This is a genomic window from Bradyrhizobium diazoefficiens, assembly GCF_016616235.1.
Taxonomy (GTDB): Bacteria; Pseudomonadota; Alphaproteobacteria; order Rhizobiales; family Xanthobacteraceae; genus Bradyrhizobium; species Bradyrhizobium diazoefficiens_H.
In genome coordinates, this window is record NZ_CP067100.1 from 5490685 (window position 1) to 5515380 (window position 24696).

Sequence of the window (24696 nt, forward strand, 5' to 3'; positions counted from 1 at the left end):
GCGCGTCAGCGCGCGCGGCGCGAGAAGAAGGAGATCAGGACCGGCAGCGTCACCAGGATCACGACCGGCGCCAGCATCATGCCGGTGACGACGACCACCGCGAGCGGCTTCTGCACCTGCGAGCCGATGCCCTCCGACAGCGCCGCCGGCAGCAGGCCGACGCCCGCGACGACGCAGGTCATCAGCACTGGCCGGAGCTGAAGTTCGCCGGTGCGGATCACCGCGCTCACGCGGTCCATGCCTTCATCGATCAGCTGATTGAACTGCGACAGGATGATGATGCCATCCATCACGGCGATGCCGAACAGCGCGATGAAGCCGATCGCCGCGGAGACGCTGAACGCCGTGCCGGTGATCAACAGGCCCAGCACGCCGCCGAAGATCGCCATCGGGATCACGCTCATCGCCAGCAGCGTGTCGGCCATCGAGCCGAAATTGAACCAGAGCAGCACGCCGATCAGCGCCAGCGAGATCGGCACCACGATCGACAGCCGCCGGATCGCGTCCTGGAGATTGCCGAACTCGCCGACCCATTCCATGCGCGAGCCGGGCGGCAGTTGCACCTGCTCGGCGATCTTCTGCTGCGCCTCGCGGATCGCGCTGCCGAGGTCGCGCTCCCGCACCGAGAACTTGATCGGCAGATAGCGTTCCTGCTGCTCGCGATAGATGTAGGCCGCACCGGAGACGAGGCTGATGGTGGCGACCTCGCTCAAGGGGATCTGCGTCACGGTGCCGTTCGGCCCGGGCGCGCCGATGCGCAAGTTCTGGATCGCCTCGGCGCTCCTACGATATTCCGGCGCCAGCCGCACGATGATCGGGAAGTGGCGGTCGGAGCCGGGCTCGTAGAGATCGCCCGCGGTATCGCCGCCGATCGCGACCTTGATGGTGGCGTTGATGTCGCCGGGCGCGAGGCCGTAGCGCGCGGCCTTGGCCCGGTCGATGTCGATCTGGACGGTCGGCTGACCGAGCGAGGTGAACACCGCCAGGTCGGTGACGCCCTGCACGGTCGACAGCACCTGCTTGATCTTGTTGGCAGTGTCGGTGAGCGCCTGGAGGTCGCTTCCGAACAGCTTGATCGAGTTCTCGCCCTTCACGCCGGAAACGGCTTCGGAAACGTTGTCCTGGAGATATTGCGAGAAGTTGAATTCGACCCCGGGAAAGCGGTCATCGAGCTGCTTGAGCAACTCGGCCGTCAACTCTTCCTTGTCGTGCGTGCCGGGCCACTGGCTCGCGGGCTTCAGCGGCGCGAAGAACTCGGCGTTGAAGAAGCCGGCGGCGTCAGTGCCGTCGTCGGGGCGGCCGTGCTGCGACACGACGGACTCGACCTCGGGCCGCGCGCGGATCACCTTGCGCATCTCGTTGACGTAGGTGTTGCCTTCCTGCAGCGAGATGGTCGGCGGCAGCGTCGCGCGGATCCAGAGATTGCCCTCTTCCAGCTTGGGCAGGAACTCGAGACCGAGCAGCCGGCTGAACGCGACCGTCATCAGCACAAGGCCGACCGCGGCGCCGAGCACAATGGCGCGATTGGCGACCGCCCAATTCAGCACGGGCATATAGAGCCGGTGCAGGATCAGCATGATCCTCGTCTCGGTCTCCTCGACATGCGCGGGCAGGATGATCGCTGATAGCGCCGGGGTGACGGTAAAGGTCGCGAGCAGGCCGCCGGCGAGCGCGTAGGCATAGGTGCGCGCCATCGGCCCGAAGATATTGCCCTCGACGCCGGAGAGCGTGAACAGCGGCAGGAAGGCCGCGATGATGATCGCGGCGGCAAAGAAGATCGAGCGCGAGACGTCGGCGGCCGCGCTGAGGATGGCGTGGCTCTTCATGCCGAACAGCGTCTCGGACGACATATGCTCGGATTCCGACATCGGCGTCGTCTGCGTCAGCCGGCGGAAGATCGCCTCCACCATGATGACGGTGGCGTCGACGATCAGGCCGAAATCGATGGCGCCGACCGACAAGAGGTTCGCCGATTCCCCGCGCAGCACCAGGATGATCACCGCGAAGAACAGCGCGAACGGAATCGTGGCGCCCACGATCAATGCGCTGCGCAAATCACCGAGGAAGATCCATTGCAGCAGCACGATCAAGAGAATGCCGACCACCATGTTGTGCAGCACGGTGTGGGTGGTGAGCTCGATCAGGTCGCCGCGGTCGTAGATGCGCTCGATGCGCACGCCCGGCGGCAGGATGCTGGAGTCGTTGAGGGTTTGAACCAGCTGGTGGACCCGCTTGATGGTCGGCGAGCTCTGCTCGCCGCGGCGCATCAGCACGATGCCCTGCACGATGTCGTCGGAATCGTCGATGCCGGCGATACCGAGCCGGGGCTTCTGCCCGACGGTGACGGTGGCGACATCCCGAACCAGCACCGGATTGCCGTTGGTCTGGGCGATCATGGTGTTGGCGAGATCGTCGATGGAGCGGATCAGGCCGACACCGCGCACCACGGCCGATTGCTGGCCGATATTGACGGTGTTGCCGCCGACGTTGACGTTCGCATTGCCGACGGCCTGCAGCACTTGCGGCAGCGTCAGGCCGTTGGCGACCAGCTTGTTGAAATCGACCTGGAGCTCGTAGGTCTTGCTCTTGCCGCCCCACCCCGTGACGTCGATCACGCCGGGCACGGCGCGGAAGCGGCGCTGGAGCACCCAGTCCTGGATGGTCTTGAGGTCGAGCACGCTGTAGTTCGGCGGGCCGACCAGGCGGTAGCGGAAGATCTCGCCGATCGGACTGAGTGGCGAGATCTGCGGCTGCACGTTGCCCGGCAGCGGCGCGAGCTGCGCCAGGCGGTTCAGCACCTGCTGCAACGCCTCTTCATAAGTATAGGCGAAGGAGAACTGGATTTTGACGTCGGAGAGGCCATAGAGCGAGATGGTGCGGATGGTCGTGATGTTCTTCAGACCTGCGACCTGAGTCTCGATCGGGATGGTGATGTAGCGTTCGATCTCCTCCGCCGACAGGCCCGGACTTTGCGTCACGATGTCGACCATCGGCGGGGTCGGATCGGGATAGGCCTCGATGTTGAGCTGGTTGAACGCGATCAGGCCGCCGATCATCACGGCGACGAACATGCCGACCATCAGGAAGCGCCGGTTGACGGCAAGGGCGACGAGGCGATCCATTCAGGTCAGCGGTCTTCTCCCTCTCCCCGCCTGCGGGGAGAGGATTGGGGTGAGGGGGAGTCCCCGCGAGGACGGTGAGAGTTGGAATCAGGGAGAGTCCCCCTCATCCGGATTGCATCTGCGATGCAATCCGACCTCTCCCCGCGAGCGGGGCGAGGTGAAATCAAGCGCGGAACAATTGATACAATAAAAGCCATCCTGCCCTAGCTGCCGGACGCCGCGCGGTCGATGAACAGGCTGCCCTTGACGACGATCTGCTCGCCGGGCTTCAGATTGCTGGTGACCTCGACGAGGTTGCCATTGATCAGTCCGGTCTTGATCTCACGCAGCTCGACCGACTTGTCCTCGCGTGCGACCCAGAGGCGGACCTTGTCGGCCTCGTAGATCAACGCCTGCTTCGGCACGGCGGGCGCGGCGCGATCGCCGGCCGAATAGATCGTGACATTGGCGAACATTTCCGGCTTGAGCAGGCCGTCCTTGTTGTCGATGGTGGCGCGGACCAAGAGGCGGCGGGTGCTCGGATCGATCGCGGCGGCGACGTAGTTGATCTTGGCGGTCAGCGGCCGGCCCGGCAGCGCCATCACGTTCACGGCGATGTCCTGTCCGACGCTGACTTGCGCAGCATCGCTCTCGCGCACGAAGGCGGTAAGCCAGACCGTGGAGAGATCGCCGATCACGAAGACCGGATCGCTGGCACCAGCGCTGACATATTGCCCGGGCCCGATCTTGCGCTGCACGACCGTACCCGAGAGCGGCGCATAGATCGTGATTTCAGGGTTGATGGTGCCTTTGTTCTGGAACGCCTTGATCGTCTCGTCGGTGAAGCCGAGGATGCGCAGCTTGTTGTTTGCGGCCTCCAGCGCCGTCACTGCGGAGCGCATATCGTTCTGCGCCTGAACCTGGGTCGCTTCCGCCTGCTGATAATCCTTGAGCGGAATGGCGCGGCCTTCGTAGAGATCCTTGGCGCGCCGGTACTGGATGTCGGCAAGCTCGAGCGCCGACTTTGCCTTGTTCTGCGACGTCATCGCCGCGATGAAATCGTTCTGGGCCTGCACGGTATCGGCGGCCTCGATCGTGAACAGCGGTTGCCCCTGGGTCACGCTCTCGCCCGGCTTCGCCAGCAGCTTGGTCACCCGGCCCGCATAGGGCGAGAACACCGGCGTCGAGTGGTCCTCGTCGACGGCGACCTTGCCCTCGGTGACGTACTCGGCGCGGAAGGTCCGGGCCTTGACCGGCTGGATCGTCAGCGTGGCCCATTCGGATGGCGTCGGCGTGAAGTTCTGCGCATTCCTGCGCGACTGGCTGGAAATCTCGGAGTGGCTCTTCTCCTTGGCGCCCGCACGGAGGAAGCCATAGGCGCCGGCGCCGGCAAGAGCTAGTAAAACTACGGATGTGATCACCCGTTGTTTTGTAAGCACCTGCATTCGCTTGGTATTTTCAACTACCATGGGGCCCGGTCGTGTCTGCGACGATCTCGGCAGATGGCTGCCTCATCGGTCGCGCTAATAGTGCCGAATTGGAATTTCAAACAACCTAAAAAGCGCGGATCGCGTTTCGGTTTGCGTTAAAATTTTGCATCGCGTCAGTTTCACGTCAGGTTCGCGCCGGCCACTGTGCCGGATGGCTGCCGAGCGGCATTGCCGGACGGCTCCATTGTGCCGGCGTCCTCGACAGCAGCGCCGAATGGCGCACCGCCTTCAACGTGCCGAAGCCAGATGGCACGGCTTCAATGAACGCAAGATGTACGGCATCACCCGTAAGATCCGGGGTGTCCAGGCCGCCGTCCAGCCGGCCGAGATTCCACAGCCAGCGCCCGGTCTGGGCCAGCGACACCCGCACGTGCCAGCTGCCGCCTTCACGGGCCTGGCGCGCCTTGGCCATCATCGCGCCGAACGCCATCAGATAACCGGTGGCGTGGTCGAGCATCTGCGCCGGCAATTCCTTGGGGCCGTCGATGCCGGCGGCCTGCCCTTCGGCATGGTTGAAGCCGGTCGTGGTCTGCACCAGCGAATCGAAGCCGCGCCGCTCGGCCCAGGGGCCGGCATGACCGTAGGCCGACAGCGTGACATAGACGATGCCGGGATTGATGTGTGCGGCAGCTTCCGGCGAAAAGCCGATTCTAGCGAGCGCGCGCGGGCGATAGCCTTGCGAGAAGATGTCGGCGTCTTTCAGGAGTTCGCGCAGTTGCGCCCTGCCCGCCTCGGTCTTCAGCTCGATGAAAGTGGTGAGCTTGCCGCGGCCGGTATCGATGGTGAGCCAGGGAATGGCCGGCAGCTCCGGCCCCGACACCAGCAGCACGTCGGCACCATGCGCGGCGAGGGTACGGCCGGCGATGGGCCCTGCAATGACGCGGGAGAGATCGAGCACGCGCAAGCCCGCGAGCGGACGATCGTTATTCGATGATCCTTGCGGCCACGGCTTCGGCGCGGCCTCGCCGATCTTCTCGATCGAGATCAGCGGCAATTGCGCGAGCGCTTGCGCCTGCGGCAGCGCGGACCATTCGTCGTGGCTCCGCATCAAGGCAACGACGCCGCCCGCGGCGTAAGCCGCCGTTTCGAAGTCCTCGCCCTTCCAGTGCATCAAGGCGGCCTGCACCTTGTCGCGCTCAGGCGCGCAGCCGAGCACCTTGCAGACGGCGTCGCGATGGTGCGGAAAATTGGTGTGGCAGCGGACGAAGCGGCCATCGCCGGTGCTGTAGACGCCAGCGATGGCGTCCCAGGCCGGGGGCGGCGGCTTGTCGTCGACGCGCAAGTAGCGCTCGGAGCGGCATTCGACGACGGCGTGGCGAATGTCGACGGTGACGTCCTGCGCTTCTCCGCTGCGCAGCCTCCATATCTCCGCGGCGGCCAGCCCGGCGGCCGCGATCGTCGTTTGTCCGGCAACAGCGACACGAAACGAGGACGGGATTTGCGGCTCCTCGCCGGTCAGCCGGACACGCGCGAGCGCGGCTGCATCGCCGCCGGCCGAGGTCCAGATACTCTTGAGAATGTCGGCGGGGCTTTGCATGTCCGCTTCTCTCCCCTAGTTTTTGTCGACCATTCATTAGCACAAGAAGGAATGCAATGGCCGCCATCGATCCCCTTACCGCGGGCGCCGTGTTCGTCGCAACGGCGGCCACCGACGCGGTCTATGTGATGTTCACATCAGCCGTGGTCGCGCGCAAGCGCGTGCCGGCGGCGAGTTGGAGCGCTATCTGGTACCTGCTCTCGTCCTACGCTGTGATCAGCTACACCGAGAACGCCCTCTATGTCGCCTTCGCCGCGATCGGCTCCTGGGTCGGCGCCTACGCCTCGCTGACTTTTCTGCAGCGCCCGCCCGGGGGCCCGCCGGTGGGGGCTGCGCCGGAATGAAGGGGCGCGTCCCTGACGACGTTATGCGCGGTGTCATCATCCGCGAAGGTGGATGATCCAGTATTCCAGAGACGCCGGAGATAGAACCGAGACGTTGCGGCGTACTGGATACCCCGCCTGCGCGGGGTATGACACCGAGAACGAATTCGATATCTTCGCTCAAACAACCAAGCTCCGCACGACCAGCAAGAAGGAAAACCAAACAATGGATCTCGGTCTCAAGGGAAAGAACGCCGTCGTCCTGGGCGGCACCCGCGGTATCGGGCGGGCGATTGCCGACACGCTGGCCGGTGAAGGCGCCAATGTCGCGGTGTGCGCGCGCAACGCCGACCAGGTTGCGGCGACCGTTAGCGAGCTGAAGGCGAGTGGAATCCGCGCCACCGGCGGCACGGTCGACGTCACCGACGGCGCGGCGCTGAAGTCCTGGATCGAGACTGCAGCGACAGAACTCGGCGGCGTCGACATGCTGTTCTCCAATGCCGGCGCGATGGCGCAAGGCCAGGACGCCGCGTCGTGGGAGCAGAATTTCCGGCTGGACGTGCTCGGTGCCGTGCACGCTTTCGACGCGGCGCGGCCGTTGCTCGAAGCCAGCGGCGCGAGCCGCGGCGATGCCGCCTTCGTCATCATCTCCTCGGTCGCGGCGGCGCAGGCGGATGCGGCGAGCTCCTACGGCCCGATCAAGGCGGCGCTGATCCACATGGCCAAGGGGCTGGCGCGGCAATACGCCAAGAAGAAAATCCGCGTGAATGTCGTGTCGCCCGGCACGGTTTATTTCAAGGGCGGCGTCTGGAACACGATCGAGCAGAACATGCCCGAGCGCTACAATGACGCGATGAAGCGCAACCCGACCGGGCGCATGGCAACGCCGCAGGAGATCGCGAGCGCAGCGGTGTTTCTGGCGAGCCCGGTGTCGTCGTTCACGACGGGATCCAATCTCGTCGTGGACGGGGCGATCTCGAACCGGGTAAATTTTTAGTGAGCGTAACGACCGAGAGTTTAGCACCCGGTCGTTTCCGCAAGCTCGTCATTGCGAGCGCAGCGAAGCAATCCAGAATCTTTCCGCGGCGACAGTCTGGATTGCTTCGTCGCAAGAGCTCCTCGCAATGACGGCGAGGCGCCGGCCGGCGTCCTATCCTCAATGGAAATCCCGCGACGGCGGCAGGATGCGGACGTTGCGGGGGTGGCGGATTTTTTGTGCGGGCATGTCCGCGAGGGCGCGGGGGTCTTCGTTGAGCGGCTCGACCACGGTCGCACCTGCCGGCGCCGGATGCTTGCGGCTCAGAGCATCGTTGGCAAGGCCGACCAGATCGTGCGAGCGGTCGATCATGCGCTGGGCGATCAGATGCGTCACCTTCTCGGGGCTGCTCTGGATATACCCCTCGACCAGGACGAGGCGCGCGCCCATCACTTCTTTCCGGTACTGCTCCATGATTTTAGGCCACACCACGACATTGGCGATGCCGGTCTCGTCCTCCAGCGTCATGAACACGACGCCGCTGGCGCTGCCCGGCCGCTGCCGCACCAGGACCACACCGGCGCAGCGGACGCGGCGCCGCTCGTTCTCATGGCTGATCTCCTTGCAGGCGACGACGCGCTCGCGCGAAAACATCTCGCGCAGAAATTCCATCGGATGGCCTTTTAGCGACAGACGGATGGTCTGGTAGTCCGCGACCACCTGCTCGGCGCGCGGCATCACCGGCAGCGGCTTTGCATGCTCGTCCGGCTGCTCGCGCGCGGTGGCCGCCTCGAACAGCGGCAGCGGCACGTCGTCGGGCAGCCGCCGCACCTGCCACAGCGCCTCGCGGCGGTCGAGCCCGAGCGAGCGGAACGCATCGGCATCGGCCAGCAGGATCAGCGCGCGCTTGGGCAGGCCGGTGTCGCGGGCGAAGTCTTCCAGCGAGGTGAAGGGCCGGCGGCTGCGCGCGGCGACGATGCGGTCGGTCCAGTCTTCCTGAGTGACATGGATCTTGCCTTGCCGCTTCGCCTGCTCCGCCTTGAGAAACTCCTCATCGGGATCGAGCCAGTGGAAACCGTCGATCTGGCGGAAGCCGAGGCGTACGGCGCAATACTTGTCCGTCGTGTTCTCCAGCGTGCTTTGCGCAAAGCTATAAGAGACATCGATGTCGCGCACCTCGACGCCGTTCTTGCGGGCGTCGCCGACGATCTGCGCCGGAGCATAAAAGCCCATGGGTTGCGAGTTCAGCAGACCGCAGCAGAAGGCATCGGGATGATGATACTTCAGCCATGACGAGATGTAGACGAGTTGCGCGAAGCTCGCCGCATGGCTCTCAGGAAAACCATAGGAGCCGAATCCCTTGATCTGGTCAAAACAGCTTCTGGCGAAATTGGCATCGTAGCCGCGCGCCACCATGTTGCCGATCAGCTTCTCCTCATATTGGCCGATGGTGCCGACATTGCGGAAAGTCGCCATCGAGCGGCGCAGGCCGTTGGCCTCCTCGGAGGTGAACTTTGCCGCCTCGATCGCGATGCGCATCGCCTGCTCCTGGAATAGGGGCACGCCCTTGGTCTTATGCAGCACCTTGTAAAGCTCGTCTGCGGGACCATGCTCGGGCGATGGCGAGGGATAATTCACCTTCTCCTGGCCGTTTCGCCGCCGCAGATAAGGATGCACCATATCGCCCTGAATCGGGCCCGGACGCACGATCGCGACCTCGATGACGAGGTCGTAGAACTCCCGCGGCTTCAGGCGTGGCAGCATGTTCATCTGGGCGCGGCTCTCAACCTGGAATACGCCGAGCGATTCCCCCCGGCACAGCATGTCGTAGACCTCAGGATCGTCCTGCGGGACGCTTGCCAGTACCCAGCGCTTGCCCTTGTGATCCGCGATCAGGTCAAAACATTTCCTGATGCAAGTAAGCATGCCCAGCGCGAGCACGTCGACCTTCATCATGCTGAGCGCGTCGACGTCGTCCTTGTCCCATTCGATGAAGGTGCGGTCGTCCATCGCGGCATTGCCGATCGGCACATAGGTGTCGAGCCGGTCCTGCGTCAGCACATAGCCGCCGACATGCTGGGAGAGATGGCGCGGGAATTCGATCAGCTCGGCCGCAAGCTCGACCGCGAGGTTGATCATGGGATTGTGCGGATCGAGCCCGGCCTGCCGGACCTGCATGTCATTGAGGCCCTTGCCCCAGCTGCCCCAGACGGTGTCGGCCAGCGCGGCAGTGACGTCCTCGGTCAGGCCCAGCGCCTTGCCGACGTCGCGGATGGCGCTGCGCGGACGATAATGGATGACGGTGGCGATGATCGCAGCGCGGTGGCGGCCGTAGCGGCGGTAGACATATTGCATCACCTCCTCGCGGCGCGAATGCTCGAAATCGACGTCGATGTCGGGCGGCTCCAGCCGCTCCTTGGAGATGAAGCGCTCGAACAACAGATCGACCTTGGTCGGGTCGACCGAAGTGATGCCGAGCACGTAGCAGACGGCCGAATTCGCCGCCGAGCCGCGGCCCTGGCATAGAATGTTTTGGCTGCGCGCGTAATGCACGATGTCGTGCACGGTGAGGAAGTAGTGTGCGTATTTCAACTCGGCGATCAGCGCGAGCTCCTTCTTCAGGGTCGCGTGAAGCTTCTCGCCGATATTGGAAACACCGCCGAAATATTTGTCGACGCCCGCCCAGGTCAGATCCTCCAGATGCCCCTGCGCGGTCTTGCCCGGGGGCACCGGCTCGTCCGGATACTGGTATTTGAGCTGGTCGAGCGAGAACTCGATCCTGTCCGCAAAGCGCATGGTCTCGGCGACTGCATCGGGGAAGTCGCGGAACAGCCGCGCCATTTCACGGGGCGTCTTCAGAAAGCGCTCGGCATTGGCCTCCAGCCTGCGCCCGACCGCCTCGATCGTGGTCTTTTCCCGGATGCAGGTCAGCACGTCCTGAAGCGGACGGCGGGCGGGATGGTGATAGAGCACTTCGTTGGTCGCGAGCAGCGGCACTTTGGCTGTTGCGGCGAGATCGTCAAGCCGCGCCAGGCGGCGCCGGTCGTCGCCGCGATAGAGCAGGCTCGCCGCCAGCCACACGCCCTGGGCACGGCTTGCTTTGAGCTTTGCGAGAACATCCGACGCCTGCGCCGGCTCGAAGCGATGCGGCAGCGTCAGGACCAGGAGCTGGCCTTCCGAAAACTCGAGCAGGTCAGCAAACCTGAGATGGCATTCGCCCTTCTCGATCCGCGTGATGTCGTCGCCGCGCTTGCCCCTTGTAAGGAGCTGGCAGAGCCGGCCATAGGCGGCGCGGTCGCGCGGGTATACGAGAATATCGGTCGTGCCGTCGATGAAGACGATGCGCGCGCCGATCAGCAGCTTTGGCTTGTGCAGCACCTCCGAATTGTCGAGCTCCTTATAGGCGCGCACCACGCCAGCGAGCGTGTTGTGATCGGCAATGCCGATCGCGGGAATGCCGAGGAGGCTGGCCTGATGCACATAGGCGCGCGGATCCGAGCCGCCGCGCAGGAAGGAGAAGTTTGTGGTGATGCCGATCTCGGCGTATGCGGGCGTGCTCATGCGAAGAGACCGTGCACATACCAGTTGGGCGGAACGGGTTTGCCGTCGTCGTCGAAGCATTCCCCCTCGTAGAGACCGTCGCGAAAGATCCAGAAGCGCAGGCCCTCGGCATCCTCGATGCGGAAATAATCCCGGGTCAGCTGCTTGCCGGCCTGCCGCCACCATTCCATGGCGATGCGCTCGGGCCCTTCCACCCGCACCACGGCATGCAGCGCGCGGCGCCAGGTGAATTGATGCGGCGGGCCGTCAGGCACGGTCGCGAACGGCACCTTGATCGGCTCCGGTCTGTCGAACAGCCGCAACGGGCGCAGCGGCGGCTCGCTTCTCGCGCGTGCCGGCCATTCGGCCTGCATCGCCGCGGCCAGATGATGCTGCGCGGGCGTGGTCAGCACCGCGCATTCGGGAATATGCGTATCTTGCGGTAGATGGACGACGACGCGCTTGCCCCCGATGCGCGCAGCGATGCGGTCGATCAGCGCGGCGAGTTCGTCATTGTCGTGGACATGGGCGTCGAGATCGCGCTGCTCCTGCACCACGATCTCGGTGCGGCTCGCCGACAGGCGCACCATGTCGAAGCCGAAGCCGGGATCCAGCGGATCGGCGAGCGCATCGAGCCGCTCGCGGAACAGGCGGTCGATCACGGCACTTCGCGTCACCGGCCGCCCGGTCTCGACCGTGATCGCGCGCACCACGCCGTCGGTGCGGAAGAACGCGGCCTCCAGGCGCCGCGCGCCCTTGCCCTGTTTCTCCATGGACGCAATCAACGTGTCGGCCAGCCGCGACAGCGTCATCGCGATCATGGTGTCGGTCGCGATCGGCTCGGCGAAGCGCTTCTCGACGATGTAGTCGGGCAGCGGCTTGCGCGGATTGATCGGCGCGTCGCCCTGCCCCAGCGCATGCGCGAGCAAGGTCGAGAACCGTGCGCCGAAACGCGCCGTGATTTCACTCGGCGCGCGCGAGGCAACGTCGCCGATAGTCTTCAGGCCGGCGCGGCGCAGGCCGGTGGTGATAGCCTCGTCCGCACCGAGCGCGGACACCGGAAACCGGTCGATCGCCGCAACCTCACCGCCATTGGCGACGATCGTGCCCGTGGCCTGCCGCGTCAGCGTACGCGCGCAAACCGAGGTGCCGGCAATGGCCGCGCTGACGGCAAAGCCCTGACGTCCGAGCGCTCGGAGCAGCGTCTGCAACAGCGCAGCCTCGCCGCCGAACAGATGCGCACAGCCGGTGATGTCGAGGAACAGCCCGTGCGGCGCATCGAGCGCCACCAGCGGTGTGAAGCGGTCGCACCAGTCGGCGATGTCGCTCAGCGTCTTGGCATCGGCCACGACATCGGCGTCGAACACCTTTAAATCCGGACACATCGCCCGCGCATTGGCGAGCGGCTGGCCGATATGCAGGCCAAGGCGCTCGGCGGCCTCATCGAGTGCATGGATCACCAGCGCGTTGCTATCCTTGATGACAACAATACTCGGCTCACCCTGCGCGCCGTTGCTCGGCGGAAAAAACCGCTGAATCCGGTCGATGGGCAGGCGCGGCAGCCACAGGCTGAGGATACGCCGACGGTTCACTGAACTGGCACTCATCACATTTCCATTCCATGATCCAGCGGCCACACGGGCCATGACGATTGCGCAACAGCTCGGCATCAAAGCGCGGCGCGCCCCAGGCGCTCCAAGGCGCCGCAGGCACTGATGCCGAGCCAGGCGGCGAATGCGCGGCGCGCAACATCCATCGCGTCTCCGCGGTCGAAGGCAGCGGCTGCGCGGCCATGCGCAGCATCAGGCCGGTGACACCGGACGCTTGCGCGGCCAAGGTGAGCTTGCGGCTTGCGACGAGATCGAACTGCCTCATCTCGCCCCAGAGCTCGAGCACGACCGCGCCGAGCGCATCGCAGGCGAGCGCATCGGCCGAGGTGCGCAGCGCGCTCTCGACATCGGCGGCGCGCACCATCACCACACGGCGCGGATCGAGGCCGAGCTCGGCGAGCCCGCTCATCGACAGCGCGCCGGTTTCAATTTCAGAGAAGTCCTGCCGCACCCATAGCAGCGGCCGGCGCGCCGTCACGCGTCCCGCAAGCCCGGTGACAAAGCCCGTCGCAGCCGCGCCCTGCCGCCCTTCGCAAAACACCTCGTGGATCGCCGCGCGCGCGAGCCCGCCCTTCAAGGCGCGGTCGGCCTCGTCGTGGCCGAGCGCGACGCGGTCATACTGATGCACGACCTCCGCCGTCTCGATGCGCTCGATCTGGCCGCGCAAGGTCGCAAGCGCGCTTCCACGTGCGCCGCTCATGCTCGCCGCTCCTTCAGGGTGATTGCCGAGGTTCTCAAAAATAAGAACCTGCGGCTGGCTCATTTGTTCATGATATGTTCTAATATAAAGCTAACGAGGTCGGATGAGTCAATCGAATTGGTGCTCATTCGGATTCGTGAGCTGAATCAAAGGGATTCCACGATGGACGTGCAACGCAAGCTGGAAATTCTCGCAGACGCCGCCAAATACGACGCGTCCTGCGCCTCCAGCGGCACCGAGAAGCGGGATTCCAGCGACGGCAAGGGCATGGGCTCGACCGCGCCAGGCATGGGCATCTGCCATTCCTACGCGCCGGACGGACGCTGCATCTCGCTGCTCAAGGTGCTGCTGACCAACGCCTGCAATTACGATTGCCTCTATTGCGTCAACCGCGCCTCCTCGAACGTAGCACGCGCCCGCTTCACCATCGACGAATTGGTCAAGCTGACGCTCGACTTCTACCGGCGCAACTACATCGAGGGCCTGTTCCTCTCCTCCGGCATCATCCGCAATCCCGACTACACCATGGAGCAAGTGGTCAGTGTCGCGCGCAAACTGCGCGAGGAGCATCACTTCCGCGGCTACATCCATCTGAAAACCATTCCGGAGGCCGCCGACGCGCTGATCGCGGAGGCCGGCAAATATGCCGACCGTCTCTCCATCAACATCGAGATGCCGCAGGAGACCAGCTTGCAGCAATTCGCGCCGGAGAAGGACGTGCGCGCGATCCGCCGCACCATGGGTCGGCTGCGGCTGAAGCTGGACGAGGCCGAGGACAGCCGCAGTGCAAAGACGAAAGCGAAGCCGCAGCGTTTCGCGCCGGCCGGACAAAGCACGCAGATGATCGTCGGCGCCGATAGCGCGACCGATCATACCATCCTGCACACCAGTGCCAATCTCTACGGCTCCTACCGGCTGCGGCGCGTCTACTACTCCGCCTTCAGCCCGATCCCCGACGCCAGCCGCGCCTTGCCTCTGGTACAGCCGCCGCTGCTGCGCGAGCACCGGCTCTACCAGGCCGATTGGCTGATGCGGTTCTACGGTTTCGACGTCGGCGAGATCGTCGACGAGCGCGCGATGCTGCCGCTCGAGATCGATCCAAAACTCGCCTGGGCGCTGCGCCACCGCGACCGCTTCCCGCTCGACGTCAACCGCGCCAGCCGCGAGGAGCTGCTGCGCGTGCCGGGCTTCGGCACCAAGGCGGTCGAGCGCATCATCGCAACGCGGCGCACCACCACGATCCGGCTCTCCGATCTCGCGCGGCTGCACGTGCCCCGGCACAAGGCGCTGCCGTTCATCGTGCTTAGCGATCACCGCCCCTCTCCGCATCGCCTCGACGAGGCGCGGCTGATCGAGCGTTTCAAGCCGAAGGCAACACAACTGGGGTTTGGCTTCTGATGCAGTACATCACTCTCGATACCGAAACCGATTTCGAAGGCTGGCGCAAAGCTGCGCGTAGCCTCGTGCTGCATCACATCGAGCCGCGCGATATTACCTGGGCCGTGCAGGGCGGCGAAGCGGAGCTGTTCGCGCCGCCCGCGCCATCTCCGATCCTCGAGGTGAGCGACGGCACCTTCAACGTCTCCGCAAAATTCGTCGAGCTCGCCAAGGCCGCGATCCTGCATCGCGACGGCGAGCGCTTTGCGATCCTCTATCGCCTGCTCTGGCGGCTGAAGGACAATCACGATCTCATCGAGGTCGCGACCGACCCTGACGTCGCGCAAATCACGGCCATGACCAGAGCCGTCCATCGCGACGAGCACAAGATGCACGCCTTCGTGCGCTTCCGCGAGATCGGCCGGGAACGCGCAGCGCATTACGTCGCTTGGTTCGAGCCGGAGCATCACATCGTCGAGCTTGCTGCACCGTTCTTCGCAAAACGCTTTGCCGACATGCCCTGGTCGATCCTGACGCCGGATTTGTGCGCGCATTGGGATGGCCATGCGCTCTCGTTCACGCCGGGCGTCGGCAAGAGCGAAGCACCGGGCGAAGACCGGCTGGAGGAAACATGGCGGCGCTACTACGCCAGCATCTTCAATCCGGCGCGGCTCAAGGTGAAGGCGATGCAGACCGAGATGCCGAAGAAATATTGGAGGAACCTGCCCGAGGCTTCAATCATTAAACCCCTGATCGAGGACGCCGAGCGCATGACCGGCGCCATGATCGCCAATGCCGCAACCGATCCGCACAAGCCTCAGAAGCGGCCGGAGGCTCCGATGAAACGCAAGCCAGCTGCCGACGATCTCGAAACCCTCCGCGAGGAGGCCGCGCATTGCCGCGCCTGCCATCTCTACAAGGACGCGACGCAGACCGTGTTCGGCGAAGGTCCGAGGTCCGCCAACATCATGCTGGTCGGCGAGCAGCCCGGCGACAAGGAAGACCTCGCCGGCCATCCTTTCGTGGGACCGGCCGGGCAGATGCTTGACCGGGCGCTGGAGGAAGCCGGCGTTGACCGCAAGAAGGTCTACGTCACCAACGCGGTCAAACACTTCAAGTTCGTACCGCGCGGCAAGATCCGCCTGCACCAGAAGCCGACGACGCCGGAGATCAAAGCGTGCCGGCAATGGTATGAGCGGGAAGTTTCGGCAATCAAGCCGGAGCTGATCGTGGCGATGGGCGCCACGGCCGCACAGAGCGTGTTCGGCAAGATCACCCCGATCGGCAAGACCCGCGGCCGGCTCATAGACCTGCCCGACGGACGCAAGGCGCTGGTGACGGTGCATCCGTCCTATCTGCTGCGGCTGCCGGATCCCCGAGCGAAAGCGCTGGAATATCAGCGCTTTGTCGAGGATCTGAAGATCGCCGCCGGCTTACAGAAGAAAGCCGCACGCGCGGCCTAATACCTGGCGGAATACGGCTTTCACGCTCCGGTTGTCATCCAGCCTTCAAATCATTCGCGGACAATAGCCCTTCCAACAGGTTAAGGGGCGTCCAAAAATGACAGATGTTGCATTTGACCGTGCGGTAGGCGACCCGACGCCTGTCCAGCCCGCTTCCCGGCCCAATCTCGACAAGGGCTTCAATCCTCTGACGATGATCCTGTTCTTCGGCATCCTCGCCGCAGGCCTGCTCTATGTGGCCTACAGCATCTATGCCGACGTCGATGCAACCGGCACCAGGGTCACGAGCTACGTGCCTTTCATCCTGCTGTTCGTCGCCCTGCTGATCGCGCTCGGCTTCGAGTTCGTCAATGGCTTCCACGACACCGCCAACGCGGTCGCGACCGTGATCTACACCCACTCGCTGCCGGCCGAGTTCGCAGTGATGTGGTCTGGCCTGTTCAACTTCCTCGGCGTGCTGACGTCGACCGGCGCCGTGGCGTTCGGCATCGTCTCGCTGCTGCCGGTAGAGCTGATCCTCCAGGTCGGCTCCAGCGCAGGCTTTGCGATGGTGTTCGCGCTGCTGATCGCCGCAATCCTCTGGAACCTCGGCACCTGGTATTTCGGCCTGCCGGCCTCGTCCTCGCACACCCTGATCGGCTCGATCATCGGCGTCGGCGTCGCCAACGCGATGATGCGCAGCCGCGACGGCACCTCGGGCGTCGACTGGGGCAAGGCCACCGAGATCGGCTACGCGCTCCTGCTCTCGCCGCTGGTCGGCTTCATCTGCGCCGCGGTCCTGTTGCTGCTGCTCAAGGTGATCATCAAGAACCCGGCGCTCTACGCTGCCCCCGAGGGCAACAAAGCCCCGCCGATCTGGATCCGTGGTCTGCTGATCCTGACCTGCACTGGCGTCAGCTTCGCGCATGGCTCGAACGACGGTCAGAAGGGCATGGGCCTGATCATGCTGATCCTGATCGGCACCGTCCCGACGGCTTATGCGTTGAACCGCGCTCTGCCGCAATCCCAGGTCGCGAAGTTCCAGCAGATCTCAGACGCCGCCTCGAAGGTGGTCGCGGCCAAGGGCGCCGGCCACTCGATCATCGGCGATCCCCGCCCGGCGGTGACGCAGTACATCACCTCGCACCACATCACTGAAGGCACCTACCCCTCGCTGTCGGTGCTGGTGAAGGATGTCGGCGACCAGGTCGTGAAGTACGGCTCGCTCAACAAGGTGCCGGCGGAAGTGGTCGGCAACACCCGTAACGACATGTACCTGACCTCGGAAGCGATCCGCTTCCTAATGAAGGACAAGGAAAACGATCTCAACAAGGAAGAGATCGCGGCCTTGAACGCCTACAAGGGCGGGCTCGACAGCGCGACCAAGTTCATCCCGACCTGGGTGAAGGTTGCGGTGGCGATTGCGCTCGGTCTCGGCACCATGATCGGCTGGAAGCGCATCGTCGTAACCGTCGGCGAGAAGATCGGGAAGACCCACCTGACCTACGCGCAGGGCGCCTCCGCCGAGCTCGTCGCCGCCGGCACGATCTTCGCTGCGGACACCTTCGGTCTGCCGGTCTCGACGACGCACGTGCTGTCATCGGGCGTCGCAGGCGCGATGGCCGCGAACGGCTCCGGTCTCCAGGTTGCCACCATCCGCAACATGGTGATGGCCTGGGTGTTGACTCTGCCGGTCGCCATCCTGCTCTCCGGCACGCTCTACGTGATCTTCTCGCGCCTGTTCTGAACCGATCGGATCACTCAACGACAAAGGGCCCGTGCGATGCACCGGCCCTTTTCATTTGTACGTCGGGCGCGGGCGTTACGACGCCGCGAGCTGTTCCTCGACCAGCCTCACCCAGTAGGACGTGCCGTAGACGATCGCCTCGTCGTTAAAATTGTAGGCGGGATGGTGCAGGCCGGCGCTGTCGCCGTTGCCGCAGAAGATGAAGGCGCCAGGGCGCGCTTCCAGCATATAGGCGAAATCCTCACCGCCCATCAGCGGCGGCATATCGAGCACGTTGGCATCGCCCGCGACCTGCTTGGCAATGCGCGTCGCCACCTCGGTCTCCGCAGCGTGGTTGTTCACGACCGGATAGTTGCGCTTATAGTGCAGGTCGATCCTGGCGCCCGTGATCTGCGCCACGCCCGCCACCACCTCGCGCACGCGCTTCTCGACCAGCTTGCGCACCTCAGGCGTTAGGGTGCGGATGGTGCCCCGCAGCGTCGCCATCTGCGGAATGACGTTGCGGGCGTTGCCGGCATGGAATTCGCAAATCGAGATCACCGCCGATTCCAAGGGATCGACGCTGCGAGAGACGACGGACTGCAGCGCCGTGATCACCTGCGCACCGACCAGCACGGAATCGATGCATTTGTGCGGGCGCGCGGCGTGGCCGCCCAGGCCTTCGATCATGATGTCGACCTCGTCGGTCGCCGCCATGATCGGGCCCGGCCGGATCGCGAACGAGCCGATCGGGATGCCCGGACCGTTGTGCATGCCGTAGACCTGCTCGATGCCGAAGCGCTCCATCAGGCCGTCCTTGACCATGGCCGCGCCGCCGGCGCCGCCCTCTTCGGCCGGCTGGAAGATCACCACGGCATCGCCGCCGAAGTTGCGGGTCTCGGCGAGGTAGCGCGCCGCTCCGAGCAGCATCGCGGTGTGGCCATCATGGCCGCAGGCGTGCATCTTGCCCGGAATCTTTGACGCGTAAGGCAAGTTGGTCTGCTCGTCGACAGGCAAGGCGTCCATGTCGGCACGCATGCCGATCACCTTGAGCCCCTCGCCGGCCGGCCTGCTGCCCTTGATCACGCCGACCACGCCGGTCTGGCCAAGACCGGTCACGACCTCGTCGCAGCCGAACTCCCGCAGGCGGTCCGCCACGAATGCTGCAGTGCGGTGAACGTCATACAGCAACTCCGGATGCTCGTGGATGTCCCGGCGCCAGGCCTGAATATCGGGTTGGAGGTCGGCGACACGGTTCACGATGGGCATGGAGGGGTCTCAGGATTTGTGGGAATACAGCACTGTCTACCATGCAAGCACGAGTCCGCCCAACTGCCGGGGATCGGGCGCTAGCCCTGCCCGTCCGGCATGGCCGGACTTGTCCCGATCGGCCGTGTCTGCCTATTAGGGCGAAACGTCAAGGGACCATCGGGTGGAAGCAGAATGCCAAGACGGCTCGAAGGTGAGTTCGACTACATTGTCGTCGGCGCCGGCACGGCCGGCTGCATCCTCGCCAACCGGCTCTCGGGCGTACCCGGGAACCGTGTCCTCGTGCTGGAGGCCGGCGGCGACGACAATTGGATCTGGTTCCACATTCCGGTCGGCTACCTCTTCGCGATCGGCAATCCGCGCTCGGATTGGATGTTCAAGACCGAGGCCGAGCCGGGCCTGAACGGCCGCGCACTCGCCTATCCGCGCGGCAAGGTGATCGGCGGCTGCTCGGCGATCAACGCCATGATCTCGATGCGCGGACAGGCCGCCGATTACGACCATTGGCGCCAGCTTGGGCTGGCCGGCTGGAGCTATGACGACGTGCTGCCGCTGTTCAAGCGGCTGGAGGATCACTTCCTCGGTGCCAGCGCGCATCACGGCGCCGGCGGCGGCTGGCGCATCGAGGCGCCGCGGCTATCCTGGGACGTGCTCGATGCCGTCGGCGATGCGGCCGAGGAGATGGGCATCAAGCGCATCCCCGATTTCAACACCGGCGACAACGAGGGCACCAGCTACTTCCATGTCAACCAGAAGCGCGGCCGGCGCTGGTCGTCGGCGCGCGGCTTCCTCAAGCCGGCATTGAACCGGGCGAATTTGCGGCTCGAGAAGCACGTGCTGGTCGACCGTCTCATCATCGAGCAGGGCCGCGCCATCGGCGTGCGCTTCATCCGGAACGGCGAGATCATCGAGGCACGCGCCAAGCGCGAGGTGATCCTCTCGGCCGGCGCGATCGGCTCGGTTCAGGTGCTGCATCGTTCCGGCATTGGGCCTGCCGACTGGCTGTCGCCGCTCGGCATCGACATCGTGATGGACAAGCCCGGCGTCGGGCGCAATCTGCAGGACCACCTCCAGCAGCGCGCGATCTACAAGGTCGAGGGCGTGCGCACGCTGAACGAGACTTATTACAACCTGTTCCGGCGCGGCCTGATGGGGCTCGACTACGCCTTCCGCCGCCGTGGTCCCTTGACCATGGCACCGTCACAGCTTGGCATTTTCACGCGCTCCGATGCGACGCGTGCGCGCGCCAACCTCCAGTTCCACGTGCAGCCGCTCTCGCTCGACAAGTTCGGCGATCCGCTGCATCGCTTCCCTGCTATCACCGTGAGCGCCTGCAATCTCCAGCCGACCTCGCGCGGCATCGTGCGCTTGCGCGCGGCGGCGCCCGACGAGAAGCCGATCATCGCACCGAACTATCTCTCGACTGACGACGACCGCCAGGTCGCCGCCGATGCCATCCGCACCACCCGCCGCCTGATGCAGCAGAAGGCGCTGGCAAAATATCGTCCGAGCGAATATCTGCCCGGCCCCTCCGTCGGCGACGACGATGCCTCACTCGCAAAAGCCGCCGGCGATATCGGCACCACCATCTTCCATCCCGTCGGCACGGCCAAAATGGGCGCGGCGAATGATCCGACGGCGGTCGTGGACGAGCGCCTGCGCTTCTACGGCCTCGGAAGCTTGCGCATCGTGGACGCCTCGATCATGCCGACCATCACGTCGGGCAACACCAATACGCCGACCGCGATGATCGCCGAGAAAGGCGCGGCGATGATCCTGGAGGATGGAAAGTAGCATCCCGTCACCATGACCGATCCGCACCGTTTTTCCATCGGCCCCGCCGGCGCAGAGATCGCCGTGCTGCAATGGGGCGAGGGCGGCAAACCGCCCGCCCTGCTCGTGCACGGCACCGGTTTCGTCGCCAACGTCTGGGACGAGGTCGCGCGCGAGCTTGCCTCGACCTATACCGTTTACGCGCACGACCGCCGCGGCCACGGCGGCAGCTACAAGCCCAGCACCTATCACTTCCTGGATTTTGCCGGCGACGTCTGCCGGGTGATCGACGCGCTCGGGCTGCGCGACGTCTACGGAATTGGCCATAGCGCGGGCGCGACCGATCTCCTGCTCGCAGCAACGCTTTTGCCCGGGCGTTTCACACGGCTGTTCGTGATGGAGCCGACCATCATGGACCCGCGCGCAGCGCGCTCCGGGGGGCTGGACGAAGAAGCGCTGTCCCGCGTGCAAGGCGCGCTGCGCCGTCAGGCGGAATTCGACAGCCTGGACGCAGTCTTCAACCGCTACCGCGCGGCACCGGCATTTGCGGACTGGACCCAAACGGCGCTGCGAGCCTATGTGAGTCACGGCTTCGCGCCGCAAAGGGATGGCCGGGTCCGGCTCTGCTGCACGCCCGAGATCGAATCGGCGATGCTGCGTCCGATCTACGAGGCAATGACACAGGTTTACGTTGGCGATGCCCGCGGCAATCCGTTTGCAGCGCTCACCGAGATCGATTGCCCAGTCCGCGTGACGACCGCCGCAAAGTCGGGGCCGATCTACAAGGTGATGGCAGCGCGCGCCGTCTCGCTGATTCCGCATGTCAGCACCCTGATCTTTGAAGACGCCGGGCATTGCGTGGCGCAGGAAGCGCCGGCGGCCGTGGTGCAGGCCGTGCGGGAATTCGCGAACTCCGCTCGGTAGCCCATTCCCACCTCACGAAAACGTCATCGCATCCGGGAATAAGCCTCCCCGTTCTGCAATCACCTCCCCGAAGCCTAATTCCGGGCGAAACGGAGAGCTGCGATGAGCGGACACGATCACGGGGACGACGGCGTCAGTCGCCGCAAGGTGCTGGAATGCATGACCTGGGCCGGCACCGGGGTGCTCTGGACCATCACGGGCGGCGTGCCGCGCTCGCTCGGCATCATCGATTCCGCGCAAGCCGCCACCGCGGCCGCGCCCGGCATGACCTTCCTCCAGATCAGCGACAGCCATGTCGGCTTCGACAAGCCGGCCAACCCCAACGCGCTCGGCACGCTGGAGGAAGCGGTCAACAAGATCAATGCGATGCCGGCAAAACCGTCATTCATGATCCACACTGGCGACATCACGCATCTGTCGAAAGCCGCCGAGTTCGACAATGCCGAGCGCATCATCTCGCAAACCAAGCTGGACGTGCACTACGTGCCCGGCGAGCACGACTTCATCGACGAGGAGGTGAAGCTCTATCGCGAGCGCTACGGCCGCGGCACCAAGGGGCACGGCTGGTACTCCTTCGACGCGGGGGGCGTGCACTTCATCGGTCTCGTCAACGTCGTCGACCTCAAGGCCGGGGGCCTTGGTAATCTCGGCGCAGAGCAGCTCGCCTGGCTCGAGGACGATCTGCGCGGCAAGTCGAAATCGATGCCTGTCGTGTTGTTTGCCCACATCCCGCTCTGGACCGTCTATCCGGAATGGGGCTGGGGTACCGAGGACGGCGGCCGTGCGCTGGAGCTCGTGAAGGGCTTTGGCTCGGTGACGGTGCTCAACGGCCACATCCACCAGGTGATGCAGAAGGTCGAGGGCAACGTCACCTTCCACACCGCGCGCTCGACCGCCTTCCCGCAGCCGGCGCCGGGGGCCGCCCCCTCACCCGGACCGATGAAGGTCGAGGATGCAAAACTCCGCTCCATGCTCGGGGTTGCCAGCGTCAATTTCAAGCAGAACGAGCAGCGGCTCGCGATCATCGACACGCCGCTCCAGGGTTGATCCAGGTCGAATGGAAGCTGACAATGAAAACACTCAACCGCCGCGACTTCGGTGTCGACCTCGGTCTCGCGTTGGCCGCAGCCATCCTGCTGCCCGCAACGAAAGCCCGTGCCGACAACGACCTGGAAGTGCACATCGACAATTTCGTCTTCCAGCCGCCCGAGCTCAAGATCAAGGTCGGCACCACTGTGACCTGGACCAACCGGGACGACATCCCCCACACCGTGGTGTCGGCTGGCAAGTTCCGGTCCAAGACCTTGGACACCGACGACAAGTTCTCGTTCACCTTCACCAATGCGGGTGACTACAAGTATTTTTGTTCGCTGCACCCGCACATGACGGGGATGATCAAGGTTGAGTAACGTCTCCAACCAAGGCATCAACGTCTTGCCCGGCCGGTGGTCCCACGCCGGCCGGGCTCGCGCGTCTTCGATCACGGCGAAAGCAGAAGCAAAGCAAGAGGCAAAGCGAGGAGCGATGCCCGCCAAGGACGATTTGCAGAAGGCGCAACGCTTCCGCGAGGCGGCGCTGCCCTATCTCGACGACGTCTATACGCTCGCGCGCTATCTCTTGCGCGATCCCTCTGACGCCGAGGATGCGGTGCAGGAGTGCTATCTGCGCGCGCTGAAGCACTTCGACAGCTATCGCGGGCCGGCGATGAAGCCTTGGCTGTTCGCGATCCTCCGCAATGTCTGCAACGCAGAATATGCGCGGCGCGCGCACCGGCCCAGCGCGATCGAGGATACGCCAGGGGCCGACGAGCAGATGCCGCTCTGGCAAGAGAGCGAAGCAAGTCCGGAAACCGAGGTGCTGCGCAGCCGCGATGCCGGCGCCATTCGCAAACTGATCGACGCACTCGCCGAGCCGTTCAGGGAAATCTTCGTACTGCGGGAGATCAACAACCTGTCCTACCGTGAGATCGCCGAGGCCGTCGGCGCCCCCGTCGGCACCGTGATGTCCCGCCTCGCCCGCGCCCGCGCCATGCTGCGCGCGGCCTGGACGGTGCAAGAGGAGCACTCGAAATGACCTGCGACGAAGCAAGGATCCTGCTTCACGCGCTGCTCGATGGCGAGCTCGATGCCGGCCACGCGCGCGAGGTCGAAGCCCATGTCGCCAGCTGCCCGGACTGCTCGGCCGAGTTCGCGGCACAGCGCGAGATGAAGCGCGTGCTGGCCGACACCGAGCTGCGCTACAGCGCGCCCGCGACGTTACGCGCCCGAATCGAGGCATCGATGCCGCAAGCGCGGCCGCAGCCCAGCCGACGCTCGGTGCTGCGCGGTTTCGCAATGGGCTCGGCAGTCTCGGCCCTCGCCGCCTCTGGCGTCGTCGCCGTCGTGCTGCGCCAGGACGACCAGCAGCGCATCCTCTCGGAGGTCGTCTCCGCGCATCTGCGCTCGCTCCAGGCCGGTCACCTTATCGACGTGGTCTCGACCGATCAGCACACGGTCAAGCCCTGGTTCAACGGCAAGCTCGACGTCGCCCCGCCCGTGATCGATCTCACTGCGCAGGGCTTTACGTTGGTCGGCGGCCGGCTCGACTATATCGACGCGCGCGCCATCGGCGCAGTCGTCTACAAGCGCCGCCAGCATGTCATCAACTTGTTCGTGTCGCAGACCGCCAGCACCGAGCATCGGCCACCCAAGACTCAGACCATGCAGGGCTTCAACTGCCGCCGCTGGGGCGAGCGCGGCCTGAATTTCTGGGCCGTCAGCGACATCGGCAACGACGAGCTCACGGAGTTCGTCGACAAGTTCGAGGCGGCGATGAAGGCGAATGTGGAGGGATAGCTGTAACCCACACCGTCATTGCGAGGAGCGAAGCGACGAAGAAATCCAGGCTGCCTCAGCAGAGACAGTCTGAA

Annotated in this window: 18 protein-coding genes; 11 read left to right on the plus strand and 7 right to left on the minus strand. The window is 64.8% G+C overall.

The window, feature by feature from the left end; translation table 11 throughout:
- Positions 1-5: 5 nt before the first annotated feature.
- The 3 genes from JJB99_RS26250 to JJB99_RS26260 all read right to left on the minus strand — a co-directional run bounded on the left by JJB99_RS26250 (position 6) and on the right by JJB99_RS26260 (position 6128).
- On the minus strand, positions 6-3122 hold the full coding sequence (locus JJB99_RS26250) for an efflux RND transporter permease subunit (protein ID WP_200495147.1): 3117 nt from the start codon (positions 3120-3122) through the stop codon (positions 6-8).
- Positions 3123-3325: 203 nt separating this feature from the next.
- Positions 3326-4570 (minus strand): efflux RND transporter periplasmic adaptor subunit, encoded by a 1245-nt coding sequence (locus JJB99_RS26255; RefSeq protein ID WP_200495148.1) that lies wholly within the window; start codon positions 4568-4570, stop codon positions 3326-3328.
- 145 nt (positions 4571-4715) lie between these two features.
- Positions 4716-6128: a CoA transferase gene (locus tag JJB99_RS26260; RefSeq protein WP_200495149.1), complete on the minus strand. Its 1413-nt coding sequence runs from the start codon at positions 6126-6128 to the stop codon at positions 4716-4718.
- 56 nt (positions 6129-6184) lie between these two features.
- Here JJB99_RS26260 and JJB99_RS26265 point away from each other — a divergent pair, with 56 nt between their 5' ends.
- Together JJB99_RS26265 and JJB99_RS26270 are read left to right on the plus strand one after the other, a co-directional pair.
- Positions 6185-6472 carry a hypothetical protein gene (locus JJB99_RS26265; RefSeq protein WP_200495150.1) on the plus strand — a complete coding sequence of 96 codons (288 nt, stop codon included), beginning with the start codon at positions 6185-6187 and terminating at the stop codon, positions 6470-6472.
- Positions 6473-6677: 205 nt separating this feature from the next.
- The gene (locus tag JJB99_RS26270) at positions 6678-7448 is read left to right on the plus strand and encodes an SDR family NAD(P)-dependent oxidoreductase (RefSeq protein WP_200495151.1); all 771 of its coding nucleotides are present in this window, start codon (positions 6678-6680) and stop codon (positions 7446-7448) included.
- A 159-nt stretch (positions 7449-7607) separates the two neighbouring features.
- On the opposite strand, the gene JJB99_RS26275 is transcribed toward JJB99_RS26270, so the two are convergent.
- From JJB99_RS26275 to JJB99_RS26285, 3 genes are read right to left on the minus strand one after another with little or no spacing between them, the layout of a single operon-like run.
- Positions 7608-10988, minus strand: coding sequence for an error-prone DNA polymerase (locus tag JJB99_RS26275; protein WP_200495152.1), 3381 nt, complete (start codon positions 10986-10988; stop codon positions 7608-7610).
- Positions 10985-12574: a Y-family DNA polymerase gene (locus JJB99_RS26280; protein ID WP_200495153.1), complete on the minus strand. Its 1590-nt coding sequence runs from the start codon at positions 12572-12574 to the stop codon at positions 10985-10987. Before JJB99_RS26280 ends, JJB99_RS26275 begins: the two co-directional genes overlap by 4 nt.
- Positions 12465-13277, minus strand: a complete 813-nt coding sequence (locus JJB99_RS26285) for an ImuA family protein (RefSeq protein ID WP_200495154.1) — start codon at positions 13275-13277, stop codon at positions 12465-12467. The genes JJB99_RS26280 and JJB99_RS26285 overlap by 110 nt, the downstream gene beginning before the upstream one ends.
- Positions 13278-13439: 162 nt before the next feature.
- Here JJB99_RS26285 and JJB99_RS26290 point away from each other — a divergent pair, with 162 nt between their 5' ends.
- From JJB99_RS26290 to JJB99_RS26300, 3 genes are all read left to right on the plus strand, one after another.
- A complete protein-coding gene (locus tag JJB99_RS26290) occupies positions 13440-14675 on the plus strand; it encodes a putative DNA modification/repair radical SAM protein (RefSeq protein ID WP_200495155.1) in 1236 nt (411 codons plus the stop codon).
- On the plus strand, positions 14675-16117 hold the full coding sequence (locus tag JJB99_RS26295; protein WP_200495156.1) for a UdgX family uracil-DNA binding protein: 1443 nt from the start codon (positions 14675-14677) through the stop codon (positions 16115-16117). The genes JJB99_RS26290 and JJB99_RS26295 overlap by 1 nt, the downstream gene beginning before the upstream one ends.
- 97 nt (positions 16118-16214) lie before the next feature.
- Complete coding sequence (locus JJB99_RS26300) at positions 16215-17843, plus strand: inorganic phosphate transporter (protein ID WP_200495157.1); 1629 nt, start codon at positions 16215-16217, stop codon at positions 17841-17843.
- A 75-nt stretch (positions 17844-17918) separates the two neighbouring features.
- Here JJB99_RS26300 and JJB99_RS26305 read toward each other — a convergent pair whose 3' ends face one another.
- Positions 17919-19091 carry a M20 aminoacylase family protein gene (locus JJB99_RS26305; RefSeq protein ID WP_200495158.1) on the minus strand — a complete coding sequence of 391 codons (1173 nt, stop codon included), beginning with the start codon at positions 19089-19091 and terminating at the stop codon, positions 17919-17921.
- 174 nt (positions 19092-19265) lie between these two features.
- Here JJB99_RS26305 and JJB99_RS26310 point away from each other — a divergent pair, with 174 nt between their 5' ends.
- The 6 genes from JJB99_RS26310 (at position 19266) to JJB99_RS26335 (ending at position 24622) form a co-directional block, all read left to right on the plus strand.
- Positions 19266-20885, plus strand: coding sequence for a GMC family oxidoreductase (locus JJB99_RS26310; protein ID WP_200495159.1), 1620 nt, complete (start codon positions 19266-19268; stop codon positions 20883-20885).
- A gap of 12 nt (positions 20886-20897) precedes the next feature.
- Positions 20898-21788, plus strand: coding sequence for an alpha/beta fold hydrolase (locus JJB99_RS26315; protein WP_200495160.1), 891 nt, complete (start codon positions 20898-20900; stop codon positions 21786-21788).
- Between the two features lie 102 nt (positions 21789-21890).
- Entirely contained in the window at positions 21891-22835 is a 945-nt protein-coding gene (locus JJB99_RS26320) for a metallophosphoesterase family protein (protein ID WP_200495161.1), read from the plus strand.
- A 23-nt stretch (positions 22836-22858) separates the two neighbouring features.
- On the plus strand, positions 22859-23197 hold the full coding sequence (locus JJB99_RS26325) for a cupredoxin domain-containing protein (RefSeq protein WP_200495162.1): 339 nt from the start codon (positions 22859-22861) through the stop codon (positions 23195-23197).
- Between the two features lie 115 nt (positions 23198-23312).
- Positions 23313-23861 carry a sigma-70 family RNA polymerase sigma factor gene (locus tag JJB99_RS26330; protein ID WP_200495163.1) on the plus strand — a complete coding sequence of 183 codons (549 nt, stop codon included), beginning with the start codon at positions 23313-23315 and terminating at the stop codon, positions 23859-23861.
- Entirely contained in the window at positions 23858-24622 is a 765-nt protein-coding gene (locus JJB99_RS26335) for an anti-sigma factor family protein (RefSeq protein WP_200495164.1), read from the plus strand. Before JJB99_RS26330 ends, JJB99_RS26335 begins: the two co-directional genes overlap by 4 nt.
- The last annotated feature ends 74 nt before the right edge of the window (positions 24623-24696 follow it).